General features: G+C 61.5%; 14 protein-coding genes. 7 read left to right on the top strand and 7 right to left on the bottom strand.

Translation table 11 applies throughout. The annotated features are described in order from the left end of the window. Nucleotides 1-154: 154 nt before the first annotated feature. From recG to gntU, 3 genes are all read right to left on the bottom strand, one after another. Nucleotides 155-2,224, bottom strand: coding sequence for an ATP-dependent DNA helicase RecG (gene recG, locus NMD14_00780; protein ID XEI33063.1), 2,070 nt, complete (start codon nucleotides 2,222-2,224; stop codon nucleotides 155-157). Between the two features lie 190 nt (nucleotides 2,225-2,414). Further along, the gene (gene pssA / locus NMD14_00785) at nucleotides 2,415-3,764 is read right to left on the bottom strand and encodes a CDP-diacylglycerol--serine O-phosphatidyltransferase (GenBank protein ID XEI33064.1); all 1,350 of its coding nucleotides are present in this window, start codon (nucleotides 3,762-3,764) and stop codon (nucleotides 2,415-2,417) included. A 150-nt stretch (nucleotides 3,765-3,914) separates the two neighbouring features. Next, nucleotides 3,915-5,255 (bottom strand): gluconate transporter, encoded by a 1,341-nt coding sequence (gntU, locus tag NMD14_00790; protein ID XEI33065.1) that lies wholly within the window; start codon nucleotides 5,253-5,255, stop codon nucleotides 3,915-3,917. A gap of 245 nt (nucleotides 5,256-5,500) precedes the next feature. Here gntU and NMD14_00795 point away from each other — a divergent pair, with 245 nt between their 5' ends. From NMD14_00795 to NMD14_00805, 3 genes are read left to right on the top strand one after another with little or no spacing between them, the layout of a single operon-like run. Next, nucleotides 5,501-6,010, top strand: a complete 510-nt coding sequence (locus tag NMD14_00795) for a gluconokinase (protein XEI33066.1) — start codon at nucleotides 5,501-5,503, stop codon at nucleotides 6,008-6,010. After that, nucleotides 6,007-7,803 carry a phosphogluconate dehydratase gene (edd, locus tag NMD14_00800; GenBank protein ID XEI33067.1) on the top strand — a complete coding sequence of 599 codons (1,797 nt, stop codon included), beginning with the start codon at nucleotides 6,007-6,009 and terminating at the stop codon, nucleotides 7,801-7,803. The genes NMD14_00795 and edd overlap by 4 nt, the downstream gene beginning before the upstream one ends. A gap of 9 nt (nucleotides 7,804-7,812) precedes the next feature. Then, entirely contained in the window at nucleotides 7,813-8,454 is a 642-nt protein-coding gene (locus tag NMD14_00805) for a bifunctional 4-hydroxy-2-oxoglutarate aldolase/2-dehydro-3-deoxy-phosphogluconate aldolase (GenBank protein ID XEI33068.1), read from the top strand. A gap of 142 nt (nucleotides 8,455-8,596) precedes the next feature. Here the strand turns inward: NMD14_00805 and NMD14_00810 are convergent, their stop codons facing one another. After that, entirely contained in the window at nucleotides 8,597-9,604 is a 1,008-nt protein-coding gene (locus tag NMD14_00810; GenBank protein ID XEI34686.1) for a substrate-binding domain-containing protein, read from the bottom strand. A gap of 89 nt (nucleotides 9,605-9,693) precedes the next feature. Between NMD14_00810 and NMD14_00815 the strand changes: the two genes are divergently transcribed. After that, complete coding sequence (locus tag NMD14_00815) at nucleotides 9,694-10,344, top strand: Qnr family pentapeptide repeat protein (protein XEI33069.1); 651 nt, start codon at nucleotides 9,694-9,696, stop codon at nucleotides 10,342-10,344. 132 nt (nucleotides 10,345-10,476) lie between these two features. Here NMD14_00815 and NMD14_00820 read toward each other — a convergent pair whose 3' ends face one another. Next, complete coding sequence (locus tag NMD14_00820; GenBank protein ID XEI33070.1) at nucleotides 10,477-11,829, bottom strand: peptidoglycan DD-metalloendopeptidase family protein; 1,353 nt, start codon at nucleotides 11,827-11,829, stop codon at nucleotides 10,477-10,479. A gap of 9 nt (nucleotides 11,830-11,838) precedes the next feature. Then, entirely contained in the window at nucleotides 11,839-13,368 is a 1,530-nt protein-coding gene (gpmM, locus tag NMD14_00825) for a 2,3-bisphosphoglycerate-independent phosphoglycerate mutase (GenBank protein XEI33071.1), read from the bottom strand. A 246-nt stretch (nucleotides 13,369-13,614) separates the two neighbouring features. Between gpmM and NMD14_00830 the strand changes: the two genes are divergently transcribed. Genes NMD14_00830 through gpsA form a run of 3 tightly spaced genes read left to right on the top strand, consistent with a single transcriptional unit; the run spans nucleotide 13,615 to nucleotide 15,574 of the window. Then, nucleotides 13,615-14,046: a rhodanese-like domain-containing protein gene (locus NMD14_00830; protein XEI33072.1), complete on the top strand. Its 432-nt coding sequence runs from the start codon at nucleotides 13,615-13,617 to the stop codon at nucleotides 14,044-14,046. Nucleotides 14,047-14,096: 50 nt separating this feature from the next. Further along, a complete protein-coding gene (secB, locus tag NMD14_00835; protein ID XEI33073.1) occupies nucleotides 14,097-14,567 on the top strand; it encodes a protein-export chaperone SecB in 471 nt (156 codons plus the stop codon). A 2-nt stretch (nucleotides 14,568-14,569) separates the two neighbouring features. After that, a complete protein-coding gene (gpsA, locus tag NMD14_00840) occupies nucleotides 14,570-15,574 on the top strand; it encodes an NAD(P)H-dependent glycerol-3-phosphate dehydrogenase (protein ID XEI33074.1) in 1,005 nt (334 codons plus the stop codon). Nucleotides 15,575-15,643: 69 nt separating this feature from the next. Here the strand turns inward: gpsA and nfuA are convergent, their stop codons facing one another. Next, nucleotides 15,644-16,222: a Fe-S biogenesis protein NfuA gene (gene nfuA, locus NMD14_00845; GenBank protein ID XEI33075.1), complete on the bottom strand. Its 579-nt coding sequence runs from the start codon at nucleotides 16,220-16,222 to the stop codon at nucleotides 15,644-15,646.

Below are 16,222 nucleotides of genomic sequence, written 5' to 3' on the forward strand. Positions count from 1 at the left end.
CTATCCATGAGGACATGTGTCCATCTTCTGCATCTACCTCGATCAGGCGTTTGAGTAGTGATCCCGCAGGCCGAGCCAGCGCCGTATCAGCGGTTCAACATGACTCGGGTGGCGGTCCATAAGGACATCTGCCCATCTTCTGCATCTACCTCGATCAGGCATTGGAATAGTGATCCCGTAAGCCGAGCCAGCGCCGTATCAAGGGTTCGACATGACCCGGATGCCTATCCATAAGGAAGCGCGCCATCTTTTGTACCTGCGGAATAAGTGGCTGATCCCGCACCAGATCGGCGATCTTGAGATCGGCCAGACCGGTCTGGCGGGTGCCGAGCAGTTCCCCCGGGCCGCGCAGTTCCAGATCGCGCTGGGCGATCAGGAAGCCATCGTTGGTCTCCCGCAGCACCCCGAGTCGGCTCTGGGCCGTCTTGGACAAGGGGGCATGATAGAGCAGCACGCAGTGAGAGGCCACCGCCCCCCGGCCAACCCGACCGCGCAACTGGTGCAGCTGGGCCAGTCCCAGTCGTTCCGGATTTTCGATGATCATCAGGCTGGCGTTGGGCACATCCACCCCCACCTCGATGACGGTGGTGGCGACCAGCAGTTGCAGTATGCCTGCCTTGAACTCCTCCATCACCCGCTGTTTCTCGACCGGACGCATCCGGCCGTGCACCAGCCCGATATGCAGGCCGGGCAGCAGGTTTTGCAGCTCGGCGGCGGTATCCTCGGCGGCCTGACATTCCAGCACCTCCGACTCCTCGATCAGGGTGCAGACCCAGTAGGCCTGCTTGCCCTCGGTGCAGGCGAGCTTGACCCGTTCGATCACATCGCCGCGACGGCTGTCGGGCAGCGCGACTGTGGTGATGGGGGTTCGGCCCGGTGGCAGTTCGTCGATGACCGAGGTATCGAGGTCGGCATAGGCGGTCATCGCCAGGGTGCGGGGGATGGGGGTGGCGGTCATGATCAGCTGATGGGGATGCACCCCTTCCCGCTCCCCTTTCTCGCGCAGGGCGAGGCGCTGATGCACCCCGAATCTGTGCTGTTCATCGATGATGACCAGCGCCAGACGCTGAAATACCACCTGCTCCTGAAAGATGGCGTGGGTGCCCACCACCATCTTGACGCTGCCATCGGCGATGGCGGCCAGCGCCTCTTCCCGCGCCTTGCCTTTCTGTTTGCCCGCCAGCCAGCCGACTCCGATGCCGAGCGGCTCCAGCCACTTGGCGAAGTTGATGGCGTGCTGTTCCGCCAGCAGTTCGGTCGGCGCCATCAAGCCCACCTGACAGCCGTTACCGATGGCTTGCAGAGCGGCCAGCGCCGCGACCAGCGTTTTGCCGGAGCCCACATCCCCCTGCACCAGCCGCATCATGGGGTGGCTCTGTTGCAGATCCTTAGCTATTTCCGCCACCACCCGGCTCTGGGCACCGGTCGGCTTGAACGGCAGGGCGCCGAGCAGCTGTTCAACCAGCGCGGGTGCCGGTTTAAGAGCGCGGGCCAGTTGGGTTTGCGCCTGCGCGCGCACCTTGAGTACCGAGAGGTTGTGAGCCAGCAGCTCCTCCAGCACCAGTCGCTGCTGGGCCGGATGCTGGCCGCTTTCCAGCAGCGGCAACGCCACCGAGGGGGGCGGGCGATGCAGTAGTTTCAGGGCGGCGGCCAGTTCAATCTGGTGGGGATAGAGGCCGGCGGGCAGCAGTTCCTCCACGCCATAGAGGTCGAGCTGGGCCAGCGCCTGATCGGTGAGGCTGCGCAGGGTGAGCTGGCGCAGCCCTTCGGTGGTCGGGTAGACGGGGGTGAGCGCCTCTTCGGTCTGGCCGGCTTGCTCCTCGCCGAGCAGCTTGTACTCGGGGTGGGCCATCTCCAGCCCGTACTTGCCGGGGCGCACCTCGCCAAAGCAGCGGATCAGCCGGCCCGCCGCCAGACTGTTTTTCTGGGCGGCGGTGAAGTTGAAGAAGCGCAGGGTGAGGGTGCCGGTACCATCGCTGATGCGACAGACCATCATGCGGCGGCGCCCCATCACCAGCTGAGTGTCCTGGATTTCGCCCTCGACGGCGCCATGCAGCCCGGGCGGCAGATCGCCGATGGGCCACACCTGGGTGCGGTCCTCGTAGCGCAGGGGGAGGTGGAACAGCAGATCCTGTACCGTGGCCAGCCCCAGCCGCTCGAGCTTCTCCAGCATCTTGCTGCCGACACCCTTGAGGCTATCGAGAGGAATTTTATCCAATTTCATCAATTAGATGCCCGAAAACACTGTAAATATGTCCAGATGATAGGGGTTGTTGAGGGGCCGATGCAAGCCGAGTTGCTGCTGGCAGGGCCGTCAAGGCGGGGGAAACGGCGGATATAACAAAGGCCTGCCGAAAACGGGAGGCCTTTGTACAGCTGTCAACGGGCGGGATGCAGGCGCATGACGCCCAAGGTCAGATGATCCGCTTGAGCAGCAGATGGGCCTTGACCCGGTGGATCCGTCCCAGCAGTTTGCGTACCTGTTCCGGGTAGTCCTGGATCTGCTCCACCTGATCGAAGTGGCTGATCCGCTTGGTGTTGGTCAGGATGTTCTCCCGCTCCGCGTTGAACTGGGGACGCAGCAGGTGGCGACGATCGTGCACCAGCAGGCCGTTCTCCAGATCCAGCGCCCAGGCGCGGGGGTTGAGGTTGTTGCCGGTGAGCAGGGCCCACTCGTCATCCACGAAGATCCCCTTGAGATGGTAGGAGTTGCGCTCGCAACACCAGAGCATCAGGTTGAGGCGACCATCGTCAATGTGACGCTGGTTGCGCTCGGCAAACTTGCGCAGGTTGGTCTCGTAGAGATAGGGCAGGCCACCGATGGTGGAGAACTTCTCTTCCGGCGGGATGAAGAAGTCGTTGGCGGTCTTGTCGCCCACCACGATGGTGACTTTGCAACCGCGCTGCAGCAGATCCTCGATATCCTTGCTCAACTCCTTGGGCGGGTTGAAGTAAGGGGTGCAGATGAAGATCTCCCGCTCGCTGGCGCGCACCAGATTGCGGATCATCAGGTTGAGCTGGTTGTTGCGCTTGCCCAGACCCGCCATGGGGGTGACGGCCACCTCCTGGGTGTTGACCGGCATGGTGCTGAAGCGGTACTGGCTCTGGCGCAGGTTCTGCTTGAAGCGGCGGATCGGCCCCTTCAGCTGTTTGGCGCTGGGGATATCGCTGTGATCCAGTCGCTGCACCGCGTCGCTCTTAACGAACAGGTCATCCACATAGTTGACCATGCTGCGGGCCAGTTCGGGGCTGGCGATCTGGTGATAGCGATCGAAGCGGTAGCGATCCTGTTGATGCAGGTAGATGTCATTGAGACTGGCGCCGGAGTAAAGCACCACATCGTCAAAGATGAAGCCCTTGAGGTGGAGCACGCCGAGCAGCTCGCGCCCCTTGACCGGTACGCCGTAGATTTCGATCTGGTGCTGGTGTTCGGCAGCCATGCCCTGATACATCAGATGGTTGCCACCCTGTTTGCCCTTGCCGATCAGGCCGCGCTGGGCACGATGGAAGTCGACGAACAGTTTGATGTCGAGGGCCGGATTGCGCTGCTTGGCGGCGTAGAGGGCGGAGAGGATCTCCCGGCCCGCTTCGTCATCCTGCAGATAGAGCGCGACCAGATAGATGCGCCGGGTGGCACTGGCGATAAGCGCCAGAATGCGGCGTTTGAAATCCTGGGCGCTGTAGAGCACTTCAAACTGATCCGCCGTTACGGCGATCTGGGGCAGGCGCGCCAGCAGTTGTCGATAATGGGCCGATGAATGCATAGAGAAACCTGAAATCACGGGGTTAAGCGTTCCACTCGGAGCGATGAATAGGCGATTCTAGCAATCTCGCCTTCTCAGCCAAAGAAAGAATCATCAGAAAGATGAAAAAGGCCTCACGAGTGAGGCCTTTTTGTCAACTTTTCGCCCTTGTCAGAGGAAGCTGTAGATGATCATCGCCATCACGCCGCCGGTGGTGCCGATAATGGTTTCCATCACGGTCCAGGTCTGCAGGGTCTGCTTCTCAGTCAGGCCGAGGTAGCGGTTGGCCAGCCAGAAACCGGAGTCATTGACGTGGGAGAGCACGATGGAGCCGCCACCGATGGCGATGGTGATGGCCGCCAGCTGGGCACCGTTGAGGCCGAGGGGTTCCAGCATTGGCAGCACCAGACCGCAGGCGGTCAGCATGGCGACGGTGGCAGAGCCCTGAATCACCCGTACCGCGGCGGCCAGAATGAAGGCCAGTGCGACGATGGGCAGACCTGAATCGGCCAGCATATTGCCCAGCGCGGCGCCCACGCCGGAATCAACCAGCACCTGCTTGAATACGCCACCGGCACCGGTCACCAGAATGATGACGCCGGCCGGCTGGATGGCGCTGTTGCAGACGCTCATCACCTCGTCACGGGACATGCCGCGGCGAATACCCAGCAGATAGAAGGCGGCCAGACAGGCGACCATGATGGCGGTGAAGGGGTGACCGATAAACTCCAGCCAGCCGTGCAGGGTAGAGCCTGCATCGACGAAGCGGCCGACGATGGTCTTGAGGCCGATCAGCAGCAGCGGCAGACCGATCAGACCCATGGCCAGCCCGAAAGAGGGCAGGGATTTGCTGTCATCGTGGGCGCTGTTCTGGGCATCGGCAGGCAGTGGCACATCGACGATCTTGCTGATGAAGTCACCGAACAGCGGGCCCGCCAGGATCAGCGCCGGGACGGCGGCGATCAGGCCGAACAGGATCATATAGCCGAAGTCGGCCCCCAGTTGGGAAGCCACCAGGATTGGGCCCGGCGCCGGAATAAGGAAGGCCTGGCAAGTGGCGATACCGGCCAGCAGGGCGATACCGATCTTCACCACGCTGCCGCCGCCGCGACGGACGATGGCGAAGGCGACGCCGATCAGCAGCACCACGGCCACGTCAAAGAAGAGCGGCAGGGCGCAGACAAAGCCGGTCAGCGCCATGGCCCAGTTGGCGCGCTTGACGCCGAACTTGCCAAGCAGGGTGTGAGCTACCCGGTCGAGGGCGCCGGTCACTTCCATCACCTTGCCGAACATGGCGCCCAGCGCCACCACTACCGCGACGAAACCGAGGGTGCCACCCATCCCTTTCTGGATGGTGGCGGCGATATCGGCCGGGTTCATGCCAGCGGCGAGGCCCGCCACCATGGAGACCAGGATCAGGGCAACCACGGCGTGGAGCCGGGCCTTCATCACCAGGAAGAGCAGCAGCACAATCGAGCCGGCGGCCGTCATGATCAGGGAGAGGTCAGACATTGTTATGCGTTCCTTTTTCCAAGTTCGGTCGTGACACCTTGCCGATCCATCGGCAAACCATATCTTTATGATTTATTTAGATTTATGGCGAGGGCTCAACATCATGTGCCCAGGTGACTATGGGTTTGCTCAGTCTGTGGCAGACTTCACATTTTCAATCGTTACCGGTAACATGTTACCGGTAACGTGCTAGATTAGAACCCATCAACAGCTGGTTTTTTGAAAAGTGGGACAGAGGTCAAATTATGGCGGGTAAGTGCATTATCGTGATGGGTGTATGTGGTAGCGGCAAATCCAGCGTGGGTCTGAAAGTGGCCGACGCGCTGGGCGCCAAGTTTATCGATGGTGATGACCTGCACCCCAGGGCCAACATCCAGAAGATGGCTGGCGGTAACCCCCTCAACGATGAGGATCGTGCCCCCTGGTTGGAGCGGATCCGCGACGCCGCCTACAGTCTCGAGCAGAAGAACGAGACCGGCATCATTGTCTGTTCCGCCCTCAAAAAGAAGTACCGCGACCAGATCCGCGAAGGCAACGAGTCGGTCAGCTTCATCTTCCTCGATGGCAGCCAGCCGCTGATCCTCGAGCGGATGCGTGCCCGAAAAGGCCATTTCATGCGTGAAAGCATGGTACAAAGTCAGTTCGATACTCTGGAGCGCCCGGATGGCGAAGCCGGTGTATTCCACATCGATATAGACGGCACCTTCGAACAGGTGGTTGACCGCGCCGTCACAGCATTGGAGCAAGCCCAATGATTCATCAGGTAATTTCCGACGTCACCGCCCGCATCCGCGAGCGCAGTGTCGTCCGTCGTCAGGCATTTCTGGCCCGCATCCAACGTCAGGCAGAGCAGGGCAAGACCCGCGCCGCGCTGGCCTGCGGCAACCTGGCCCACGCCGTGGCCGCCTGCAGCAGTGACGAGAAGGGTCGCATTCTCGATATGACCCGCGCCAACGTCGGCATCGTCACCGCCTACAACGATATGCTGAGCGCCCATCAGCCCTATCAGGGCTATCCGGATCAGATCAAGGCGGTACTGGCCGAGCTGGGCCACAGTGCCCAGGTCGCCGGCGGCGTGCCCGCCATGTGCGACGGTGTGACCCAGGGTCAGCCGGGGATGGATATGTCCCTCTTCTCCCGCGACCTGATCGCCCAGGCGACCGCACTGTCGCTCTCTCACAACACCTTTGATGCCACCCTGCTACTCGGTATCTGCGACAAGATAGCTCCGGGTCAGATCATGGGGGCCCTCTCCCACGCTCACCTGCCGACTGCATTTGTTCCTGCTGGCCCGATGGCGAGCGGCATCAGCAATGACGAGAAGGTGAAGGTGCGTCAGAAGTACGCCGCCGGTGAAGTGGGTCGCGATGCCCTGCTGGAGATGGAGTGCGGCGCCTACCACGCGGCAGGCACCTGCACCTTCTACGGCACCGCCAACACCAACCAGCTGGTGTTCGAAGCCATGGGCCTGATGCTGCCGGGCTCCGCCTTTGTGCACCCGCATAGCGAGCTGCGCCGCGCCCTGACCGCCGAAGCGGCCCGCCGTATCAGCGCCATGATCCCGGGTTCCCCGGCCTATCGCCCGTTGAGCGAGGTGCTGGATGAGCGCTCGCTGGTCAACGGTCTGGTGGCCCTGCTCGCCTCCGGCGGCAGCACCAACCACAGTATCCACATGGTGGCGCTGGCCCGCGCCGCCGGTCTGGTACTGACCTGGGATGACATCAGCGATCTCTCCGACGTGGTGCCGCTCTTGGTTCGCATGTACCCGAACGGCCCGGCCGACGTCAACGCCTTCGAACAGGCAGGCGGCGTGCCCGGCCTGATGCGCCGTCTGGCGCAAGAGGGGCTGATCCACATGGACGCTACTCCGGTCTTTGGCGAGATGCAGGATTACCTCAGCCGTCCGGCACTGGTGGATGGCCAGCTGGTATGGCAGCCGGTGGGCGAGAGCGGCGATGCGAGCGTGTTGTCGCCTTCCGGCAGCGTGTTCCAGGCCACCGGCGGCACCAAGCTGCTGGCGGGCAATCTGGGCCGCGCCGTGGTCAAGGTCTCCGCCGTGGCTCCCGAGTATCGGGTGATTGAAGCCCCGGCGCGGGTCTTCTCCTCCCAGCATGCGGTGGAAGCGGCCTACAAGGCGGGCGATCTCAATCAGGATGCCGTGATCGTGGTGCGCCACAATGGCCCGGCCGCCAACGGCATGCCGGAGCTGCACAAGTTGATGCCGGTGCTCGGCAACCTCCAGAAGGCGGGTTACAAGGTGGCGCTTGTCACCGATGGCCGCCTCTCCGGTGCCTCCGGCAAGATCCCGGCCGCCATCCACGTCACCCCGGAAGCGCTGCACGGCGGTGCTATCGGCCTGCTTGCTGACGGCGACCTGCTGCGGGTTGATGCGGTAAACGGCAGCCTCGACTGCCTGACCGATTTGAGTGGCCGTACCCAGGCCGAGATTGACCTCACTCTGGAACAAGAGGGGTGGGGCCGTGAACTGTTCAGCGTGATGCGTCGCGCGGTATCGAGCGCCGAGTGTGGCGCTACCATCTTTGACTAAGGAAGAGCTATGCAGAACTGGAAAGTGACCCCGGCCGAGGTGTTTGCCGCCTCCCCGCTGGTACCCGTGATGGTTATCAACGAGCTGGATCAGGCCCTGCCGATGGCCAAGGCGCTGCTCGACGGCGGCATCTCTGTCTTCGAAATCACCCTGCGCACCCCGGTGGCGCTCGATGCCATCGCCCTCATCGCCAAGGCGATGCCGGATGCCATGGTCGGTGCCGGTACCGTGCTCAACTGCGAGCAGTTTGACGCCGCCGTCGCTGCCGGTGCCCGCTTCGTCATCTCCCCGGGGATGACGCCGGCCCTGCTGGCCCACGCGGCCAAGAGCACTGCACCGCTGATCCCGGGTGTGGCAACTCCGTCTGAAGTGATGCAGGCGCTGGAAGCGGGCTACGACCACCTGAAGTTCTTCCCGGCCGAAGCGAACGGCGGTACCAAGGCGCTCTCCGCCATTGCTGCCCCATTGCCCCAGGTGAAGTTCTGCCCCACCGGCGGTATCGGCCCGAAAAACGTGGCCGACTATCTGGCGCTCAAGTGCGTGGCTACCGTCGGCGGCTCCTGGATGCTGCCGGCCGATGCGGTCAAGAGCGGCAACTGGGAAGAGGTGACCCGCCTCTCCCGCGAAGCGGTTGAGCTGGTTAAACGCTAAGAGAAAGTTGTGTAGATAAATCAAACAGGCCACCCTCGGGTGGCCTGTTTGCTTTTCGTTTCTCCCTCGGTGGGGTCAAATATCTTCGCGCGGCCGATTACGCTTCGCTAATCGACCCTACCCGATCCGTTGTTGTGGGTGATCACCCGAGGCTTTCCCCTTCATAGAGAGAAAAACCGATGTCTTTGTGGGTCTCGGGCTGGGGGTGGCCGTTGAGACGCGCCAGCAGCATGGTGGCCGCTTCCCGACCGATCGCTTCGCGCGGGGTGGCGATACTGGCCAGCTTGGGAGTCATGGCGTGGCCGATGTCGAGGGCGTTGCAACCGGCGATGGCGATCTGCTGGGGCACCGGAATCCACTTGGCCTGACACTGCAGCAGGGCGCCCACCGCCAGGTCATCGTTGGTGCAGAACAGGCCGTCGAGGTCGGGATAGCGCACCAGCGCCTGATCAAGCAGCTCGCCCCCCAGAGTGAAGCTGGAGGATTGCTCGGTCAGCAGATGCTGGCCGGTGAGGCCGAATTCGGTCATCGCCTGATAGTAGCCTTCCATCCGCAGCTGGGTACGCACATCTAGCCGCGCCCCAAGATAGACCACCTTGCGTCGGCCCCGGCGCAGCATCTCTGTTACCATGGCCCGGGCAGCGGCTCTATGATCCATGCCGACCACCATGTCGATGGGAGTTTGCGGCAGATCCATGGTCTCCACCACCGGAATGCCGGCGGTGGCGATCATTTTGCGGGTGCGCTCGGTGTGCTGGCTGTCGGAGAGGATCAGCCCGTCCACATGATAGGAGAGCAGGGATGCGACCTGTTCCTCCTCCCGCTCTGGGCTGTAGCTGTAGTGAGCGAGCAGGGTCTGGTAACCGGCTGGTCGGGTCACCGACTCGATGCCGTGGATCACCGCCGAGAAGACCTGGTTGGAGAGGGAGGGGATCAGGATGCCGATCGCCTTGCTGGTCGCGTTGGAGAGAATGTCCGGCGCCCGGTTGGGGATATAACCCAGCTCTTCCACCACCGCCGCGATCCGCTCTCGGGTCCCCTCCGCCACGGTCTGCGGGTCGCGCAGATAGCGGCTGACGGTCATCTTGGTCACGCCGGTCTGGTCGGCGATATCTTGCAGGGTGGGGCGGCGCTTGCGGGTGGGGTTCATAGGGGTGTCCAGCATGGATGTTACTTGTAACATTACCGTTTTTGGCGGATAAAGTCAGCATATGAAGCCGTTTTTGTAGGAGTTTTCCGATGATCAGAGGCAAGCAGTTCGTGGATGTCCGGTTCGAGCAACAGGATGTGGAGGGGGAGCAGTTCTCGGAGTGCCGCTTTATCGGCTGCAACTTCTCCTGGCTGGATCTGAGCGATAGCCGCTTCATCGATTGCAGCTTCTACGATCGGGAGAGCGAGCGGGGCTGCCTGTTGCAGGGTTGCGATCTGCGTGAGGCCAGCTTCCTGCGCTGCGATCTCACCATGGCTGATTGCAGCCGCAGCCAGTGTCTGGGGCTGGAGCTGCGCGACTGTCAGGCGGTCGGCATCAACTTCGGCCACGCCAGCTTCGCCAACCAGATCACCGTCAAGAGCTACTTCTGTGAGGCCCATCTGACCGGCAACAACTTCAGCTACGCCAGCTTCGAGGGCTGCTTGCTGGAGAAATGCGAGCTGACCGGCAACCGCTGGCAGGGGGCCAACCTGTTCGGTGCTTCGCTGGCGGGTTCCGATCTCAGCGGCTCCGAGTTTGGCCAGATCGAGTGGACCAGCTTCAAGCTGCAGGGCAGCGATTTGCGTCAGTGCGATCTGCCGGGGCTGGATCTGCGTCGGGTCGATCTGCAAGGGGTGCAGATCAACGAGGATCAGCAGCAGGCCTTGCTGGAGCAGATCGGTCTGGTGGTGTTCCCCTGAGCCGAGCGAAAATGAGGTAATTTTTCATCAAATGGGCGCGACAGTGGGTGGCGGCGTCTCTGAAACGACAAAAGCCTGCATGATGCAGGCTTTTGCTAGTGAGCGTGTGATGCGCTTGTCGGCCGGGTTAACTCAACCCTTGGACAGCCATTTGGTCGGGTTGATCGCCTCGCCCTGATAGCGGATTTCGAAGTAGAGGCCCGGTCTATCCTGACCGCCACTGTCACCGACCAGTGCCACCGGTTCACCCTGTTCCACATTCTGGCCAACTTGACGCAGCAGCGACTGATTGTGACCGTAGAGGCTCATGTAACCCTTACCGTGGTCGATCACCAGCAGCATACCGAAGCCATCGAGCCAGTCGGCGTAGACCACCTGCCCCGGTGCGACCGCCTTGACCTGAGCCCCTTCGCTGGCGCCGATCAGGGTGCCTTTCCACTTGAGCTGGGCGGTACGGGGCGAGCCATAGGAGATGAGGATCGGTCCCTGCACCGGCCAGCGCAGGCTGCCATTGGTCTTGAGGCCGCTATAGTGACCGGCACTGCTGATGCCCGAGCCACGCTCCGGTTTGCTGCTGGCCATCTCTTCGACCGGTTCTGCCGGTTTGACGGTTTTGTTCTGCTGGGCGGCGAGTCGTTGCTGCTCGGCGCGGCGTTGTTCGGCCAGCTTGCGCTGACGCTCCTGCTCCGCTTTCAGCTTGGCCAGCCGTTCCCGCTCGGCCCGTTCACGGCGCTCCTGCTCTTCCCGCTTGCGGCGCAGCTCTTCCAGCCGGGCTTTCAGCGCCTTCTCCGCCTTGACCAACTTGGTGAGCTTCTGCTCGTTATCCTGTACCGACTGCTGCAACTGGTTGCGCACCTTGGCCCGGCTCTGCTGGCTGGCCAGCAGGATCTGGTGATGCTCCTGCTGTTCGGCAAGCAGGGTCTGCAGTCTGGTCTCGGTCTCTTTGGTTGCCTGCTGGTTTTTCGCCAGCTTGTCGCGGGTGGCGCGCAGGGCGTCGATGGCCTCGATACGGGCCTTGTTGAGGTAGTCGTAGTAGTCGAGTGAGCGGCTCAGTTTGGCCGGATCCTGCTGATTGAGCAGCAGTTTGAGGTAGTCGTGGTTGCCCGCTTGAAAGGCGCTCTCCGCCTGTTTGGCCAGCAACTGCTTTTGATGTTTGGCTTGAACTTCCAGCCCCAGCTTGTCTTTTTGCAGGGTCGCCAGCTTCTGCTGGTTCTGCTTCAACTGCTGCCTGGTCTGGTTGAGTTTGGCGGCGGCGGCCGAGATGGCCTGCTCGTCAGCCTTGAGCTGGGTATTGAGCTTGGCAAGCTCCTGCTTGCTGAGCTTGATGGTCTTCTGTTGCTCTTTGATCTGGGACTGCATGGTCCCCAGCTGCTGATTGGCGGCCAAAGTCGGTGTGCTGGCGCCAAACGACAGGCAAAAAAACAGCGCGCCGGCCAACAGGCCGACGCGACTGGTTTTCTGTGAAATAACTTCGCATCCCCGCATGGGGAAGGATTATTTCAGAATCATCAGGGGCTTGCCAGTCATTTCCGGCGGTACCGGCAGACCCATCAGGGTCAGCATGGTGGGGGCCAGATCGGACAGTTTGCCACCTTCAACAACCTCGGCTTTGCGACCGAAATAGATGAGCGGAACCGGCAGATTGGTGTGGGCGGTGTGGGCCTGACCAGTCTCTTCGTCCAGCATCTTCTCGGCGTTGCCGTGGTCGGCAGTGATCAGGCACTCGCCACCCACTTCGGCCAGGGCGTCGGTGACGCGACCGATGCAGTGGTCAACGGCTTCACACGCTTTGACTGCGGCATCGAACACACCGGTGTGACCAACCATGTCGCCATTCGGGTAGTTACAGATGATGACGTCGTACTTGCCGCTCTTGATGGCCGCAACCAGCTTGTCGGTCAGCTCTTCGGAGCTCATCTCCGGCTGCAGGTCATAAGTTGCAACTTTCGGGCTGGCCACGATCTCGCGATCTTCGCCGCTGAAGCAGGACTCTTCGCCACCGTTGAAGAAGAAGGTGACGTGAGCATACTTCTCGGTTTCGGAGATGCGCAGCTGGGTCTTGCCCTGCTTGGCCAGCCACTCACCGAGGGTGTTGACCAGAGCGGTCGGCGGGTAGGCGCAGGCAGTTTTGATGTCGGCCGCGTATTCGGTCAGCATCACGAAGTTCAGCTTTGGCTCGACTGCACGGGCGAAGCCGGTGAAGTCGGTGTCAACGAAGGCGCGGGTGATTTCACGGGCACGGTCGGCACGGAAGTTCATGAAAATCAGCGCATCGCCATCTTCCATCGGTGCCGCTTCACCGATGCGAGTGGCTTTGACGAACTCGTCGTTCTCGTCGCGAGCATAGGCGGCAGCCAGTGCTTCGGTGGCGCTCTCGGCGGTGAACTCGCCCTTGCCCTGGGTCATCAGGTCATAGGCTTGCTGCACGCGATCCCAGCGGTTGTCACGGTCCATGGCGAAGTAACGGCCGATCATGGAGGCGAAACGACCCTTGCCCAGCTTGGCGAACAGGGCATCGAACAGCTCGATGGAGGACTGAGCGGAGCGCGGCGGAACGTCACGGCCATCCAGGAAGGCGTGCAGATAGATCTTCTCTGCGCCACGCTTGGCAGCCATTTCGATCATGCCCATGATGTGCTCTTCGTGGCTGTGTACGCCACCCGGAGACATCAGGCCCATGATGTGAACGGCTTTGCCGTTGGTCACGGCAGCGTCAACAGCCTTGGCCAGCTCGACGTTCTGGAAGAATTCGCCGTCCTGGATGTCTTTGGAGATGCGGGTCAGCTCCTGATAGACGATGCGACCGGCACCGATGTTGACGTGGCCCACTTCGGAGTTGCCCATCTGGCCATCCGGCAGACCGACGTCCAGACCGGAGCCGGAGATCAGGGTGCTGGTGTAGTCACGGGCCAGACGGTCGAGGTTGGGAGTCTTGGCGGCAGCGACGGCGTTGTGCTCTTGCTTGGTGCTGTAGCCCCAACCGTCCATGATGACCAGAACCAAAGGTTTCTTAGCTGTTGACATAAGACTATGTCCTCTCGGATTGGAAAAAATGCGGGAAATGAAACTAGCGTAATATTACTACATCTGCCGAAATAGTCACCTGATAGCCAAGGGGCGCTCCCGCGGCCCCGCAAGCCACGCCTTTCCTGCCATGCTCGCTGCCCAATGATGATGGGAGCCTGCTCGCGCTTTGCCGCCAAGATGGCTGATCTTATCAATACCCCCATGTATACTCGGGCCCTTGTCTTGGTCCCTGGATAGTAGAAGATGCAAGAGTATTTGGATTTTGCGGCCCGTAACCCGCTGCTGACCGCAGCCTGGTTGGGTCTGGCTGGCACCCTGGTTTACACCACTGTGCGTGCCCGTTTGTCACCGGTAAAAACCGTCAACAATCACACCGCGACCCTGCTGATCAACCGCGAGAATGCCACCGTGGTGGATATTCGCAGTCAGGAAGAGTACGCCAAGGGCCATCTGGCCGGTGCCCAGCACCTGCCGCTGACCCAGATCCAGAGCAATAATCTGGGCCCGGTTGAAAAGCATAAAGATGCCCCCATCATAGTGGTGTGCGAGTCGGGAATGACTGCGGGCGGCGCGGGCCGTCAGCTGAGCAAAGCTGGCTTCAAGCAGGTTTATGTGCTCGGCGGTGGCATGGCCCAATGGCGTGCAGAAAATCTGCCGGTAACCAAGAAACGCTGATTTAAGCAGGGCCTGAGCCCACTTATCCATATAACAAGGAATCAAACGAAATGGCTGACGAGATCAACAACCAGGAAGTACAACCGGAATTCCACATCCAGCGTGTTTACACCAAGGATGTCTCTTTCGAAGCGCCGAACACCCCGCACATCTTCCAGAAAGAGTGGCAGCCGGACGTCAAGCTGGATATGGATACCAAGACCAACATCCTGGCTGAGAACGTGTACGAGGTTGTCCTGACCCTGACCGTAACTTGCAAACTGGAAACCGAAACCGCCTTCCTGTGCGAAGTACAGCAAGCTGGTATCTTCACCATCGGTAACCTGCCGGAGCCGCAACTGGCTCACTGCCTGGCTGCCTTCTGCCCGAACATCTTGTTCCCGTATGCCCGCGAAGCCGTGGCCAACATGGTGAGCAAGGGTTCCTTCCCGCAGCTGAACCTGGCACCGGTCAACTTCGATGCCCTGTTTGCCCAGCACATGGCGCAAGCACAGGCCCAGCAGGCGACTGCGGAAGCCTGATAATGGCTGACCAGATCGCTATCTCGGTCTTGGGGGCGGGGTCTTATGGCTCCGCCCTTGCCATTTCTCTGGCGCGCAACGGTCATCCGACCCTGCTGTGGGGTCACGACCCTGCTCATGTCGCCGAGCTGGAACAAGACCGCTGCAACAAGGCTTTTCTGCCTGATGTCCCTTTTCCTGCCGATCTGCAGCTAACTGCGGATCTGCAACGTGCGGTACAGGCTGCCCCCGTGCTGCTGCTGGTCGTGCCGAGCCATGTATTTGGCGATGTGCTGACCCGGATCAAGCCCTTCCTGCGCCCCGATACCCGTATCGCCTGGGCCACCAAGGGTCTGGAGCCGGACAGTGGCCGTCTGCTGCAGGATGTGGCTCGTGAAGTGCTGGGTGACGAGATGCCGCTGGCGGTCATCTCCGGCCCCACCTTCGCCAAGGAGCTGGCTGCCGGTTTGCCGACCGCCATCTCGGTCGCCTCGACTCACGACGAGTTCGCCGACGATCTCTCCCACCTACTGCACTGTGGCCGCTCGTTCCGGGTCTATACCAATCCGGACTTCGTCGGTCTACAGCTGGGTGGGGCGGTGAAGAACGTCATCGCCATCGGTGCCGGTCTCTCCGACGGGCTCGGGTTTGGCGCCAATGCCAGAACCGCGCTCATCACCCGGGGTCTGGTGGAGATGCAGCGTCTGGGGGCTGCGCTGGGTGCCGATGCCAAAACCTTTATGGGGATGGCGGGGCTCGGGGATCTGGTGCTCACCTGTACCGACAACCAGTCGCGCAACCGTCGCTTCGGGCTGGCCCTCGGGGCTGGCAAGGATGTGAACACCGCCATGACCGAGATCGGTCAGGTGGTGGAGGGATATCGCAACACCAAAGAGGTGCATCTGCTGGCGGCCCGCTGCGGCGTCGAGATGCCCATCTGCGAGCAGATCTTCAAGGTGCTTTACGAGGGTAAGAACCCGAAAGAGGCGGCCATCGCCCTGCTGTCGCGAGACAAGAAGGACGAGTAATCTGCCGATTGCCCATGCAAAAGGCCCCTCCAGATGGCGGGGCCTTTTCTTTGCTGCAAGGGCTGCAAATCAGTAGTAGGAGTGGTCGCCGCGCTGGTGCTCGGTGGCGTCTTTCACACCGTTGAGCTCACCCGGGAACTTCTCCAGCAGCTGCTTCTCGATTCCCTCTTTCAGGGTGTAATCGACCATGGAGCAACCGTTGCAACCACCGCCAAACTGCAGGATGGCCAGTTTGTCTTCAGTCAGCTCGACCAGGGTGACTTTGCCACCGTGACCGGCCAGCATGGGGTTCACTTCGGACATCAACACGTACTCGATGCGCTCGATCAGCGGCGCGTCGTCGGCCACTTTACGCATCTTGGCGTTCGGTGCTTTCAGGGTGAGCTGGGAGCCCATCTGATCGGTCACGAAGTCGATGGTGGCATCCACCAGGAAGGGGGCGCTCAGGGGATCAACCATGCAGTCGAAGCCGCTGAAGGGCAGGTGTTGATCTTCCGGGTCCACGGCATCGGGCGGGCAATACGATACGCCACACTCGGCATTCTGGGTTCCCGGATTGACCACAAACACCCGGATATTGGTGCCATCAGGCTGTTTTTCCAGCAGTTTACGGAAATGGGCCTGGGCGGCGTCGGAAATGCTGATCAT

It is taken from the genome of Aeromonas veronii, from assembly GCA_041319085.1.
In the GTDB taxonomy this organism is placed as follows: Bacteria; Pseudomonadota; Gammaproteobacteria; order Enterobacterales; family Aeromonadaceae; genus Aeromonas; species Aeromonas veronii_F.

Bases quoted from the DNA above. Each gene is read 5' to 3' on its own strand.
- NMD14_00830 (XEI33072.1), top strand. From the start codon at position 13,615: ATGCAAGAGTATTTGGATTTTGCGGCCCGTAACCCGCTGCTGACCGCA.
- edd (XEI33067.1), top strand. From the start codon at position 6,007: ATGATTCATCAGGTAATTTCCGACGTCACCGCCCGCATCCGCGAGCGC.
- gntU (XEI33065.1), bottom strand. From the start codon at position 5,255: ATGTCTGACCTCTCCCTGATCATGACGGCCGCCGGCTCGATTGTGCTG.
- pssA (XEI33064.1), bottom strand. From the start codon at position 3,764: ATGCATTCATCGGCCCATTATCGACAACTGCTGGCGCGCCTGCCCCAG.
- secB (XEI33073.1), top strand. From the start codon at position 14,097: ATGGCTGACGAGATCAACAACCAGGAAGTACAACCGGAATTCCACATC.
- NMD14_00820 (XEI33070.1), bottom strand. From the start codon at position 11,829: ATGCGGGGATGCGAAGTTATTTCACAGAAAACCAGTCGCGTCGGCCTG.
- nfuA (XEI33075.1), bottom strand. From the start codon at position 16,222: ATGATCAGCATTTCCGACGCCGCCCAGGCCCATTTCCGTAAACTGCTG.
- NMD14_00815 (XEI33069.1), top strand. From the start codon at position 9,694: ATGATCAGAGGCAAGCAGTTCGTGGATGTCCGGTTCGAGCAACAGGAT.
- gpsA (XEI33074.1), top strand. From the start codon at position 14,570: ATGGCTGACCAGATCGCTATCTCGGTCTTGGGGGCGGGGTCTTATGGC.
- NMD14_00805 (XEI33068.1), top strand. From the start codon at position 7,813: ATGCAGAACTGGAAAGTGACCCCGGCCGAGGTGTTTGCCGCCTCCCCG.
- NMD14_00795 (XEI33066.1), top strand. From the start codon at position 5,501: ATGGCGGGTAAGTGCATTATCGTGATGGGTGTATGTGGTAGCGGCAAA.
- gpmM (XEI33071.1), bottom strand. From the start codon at position 13,368: ATGTCAACAGCTAAGAAACCTTTGGTTCTGGTCATCATGGACGGTTGG.
- recG (XEI33063.1), bottom strand. From the start codon at position 2,224: ATGAAATTGGATAAAATTCCTCTCGATAGCCTCAAGGGTGTCGGCAGC.
- NMD14_00810 (XEI34686.1), bottom strand. From the start codon at position 9,604: ATGAACCCCACCCGCAAGCGCCGCCCCACCCTGCAAGATATCGCCGAC.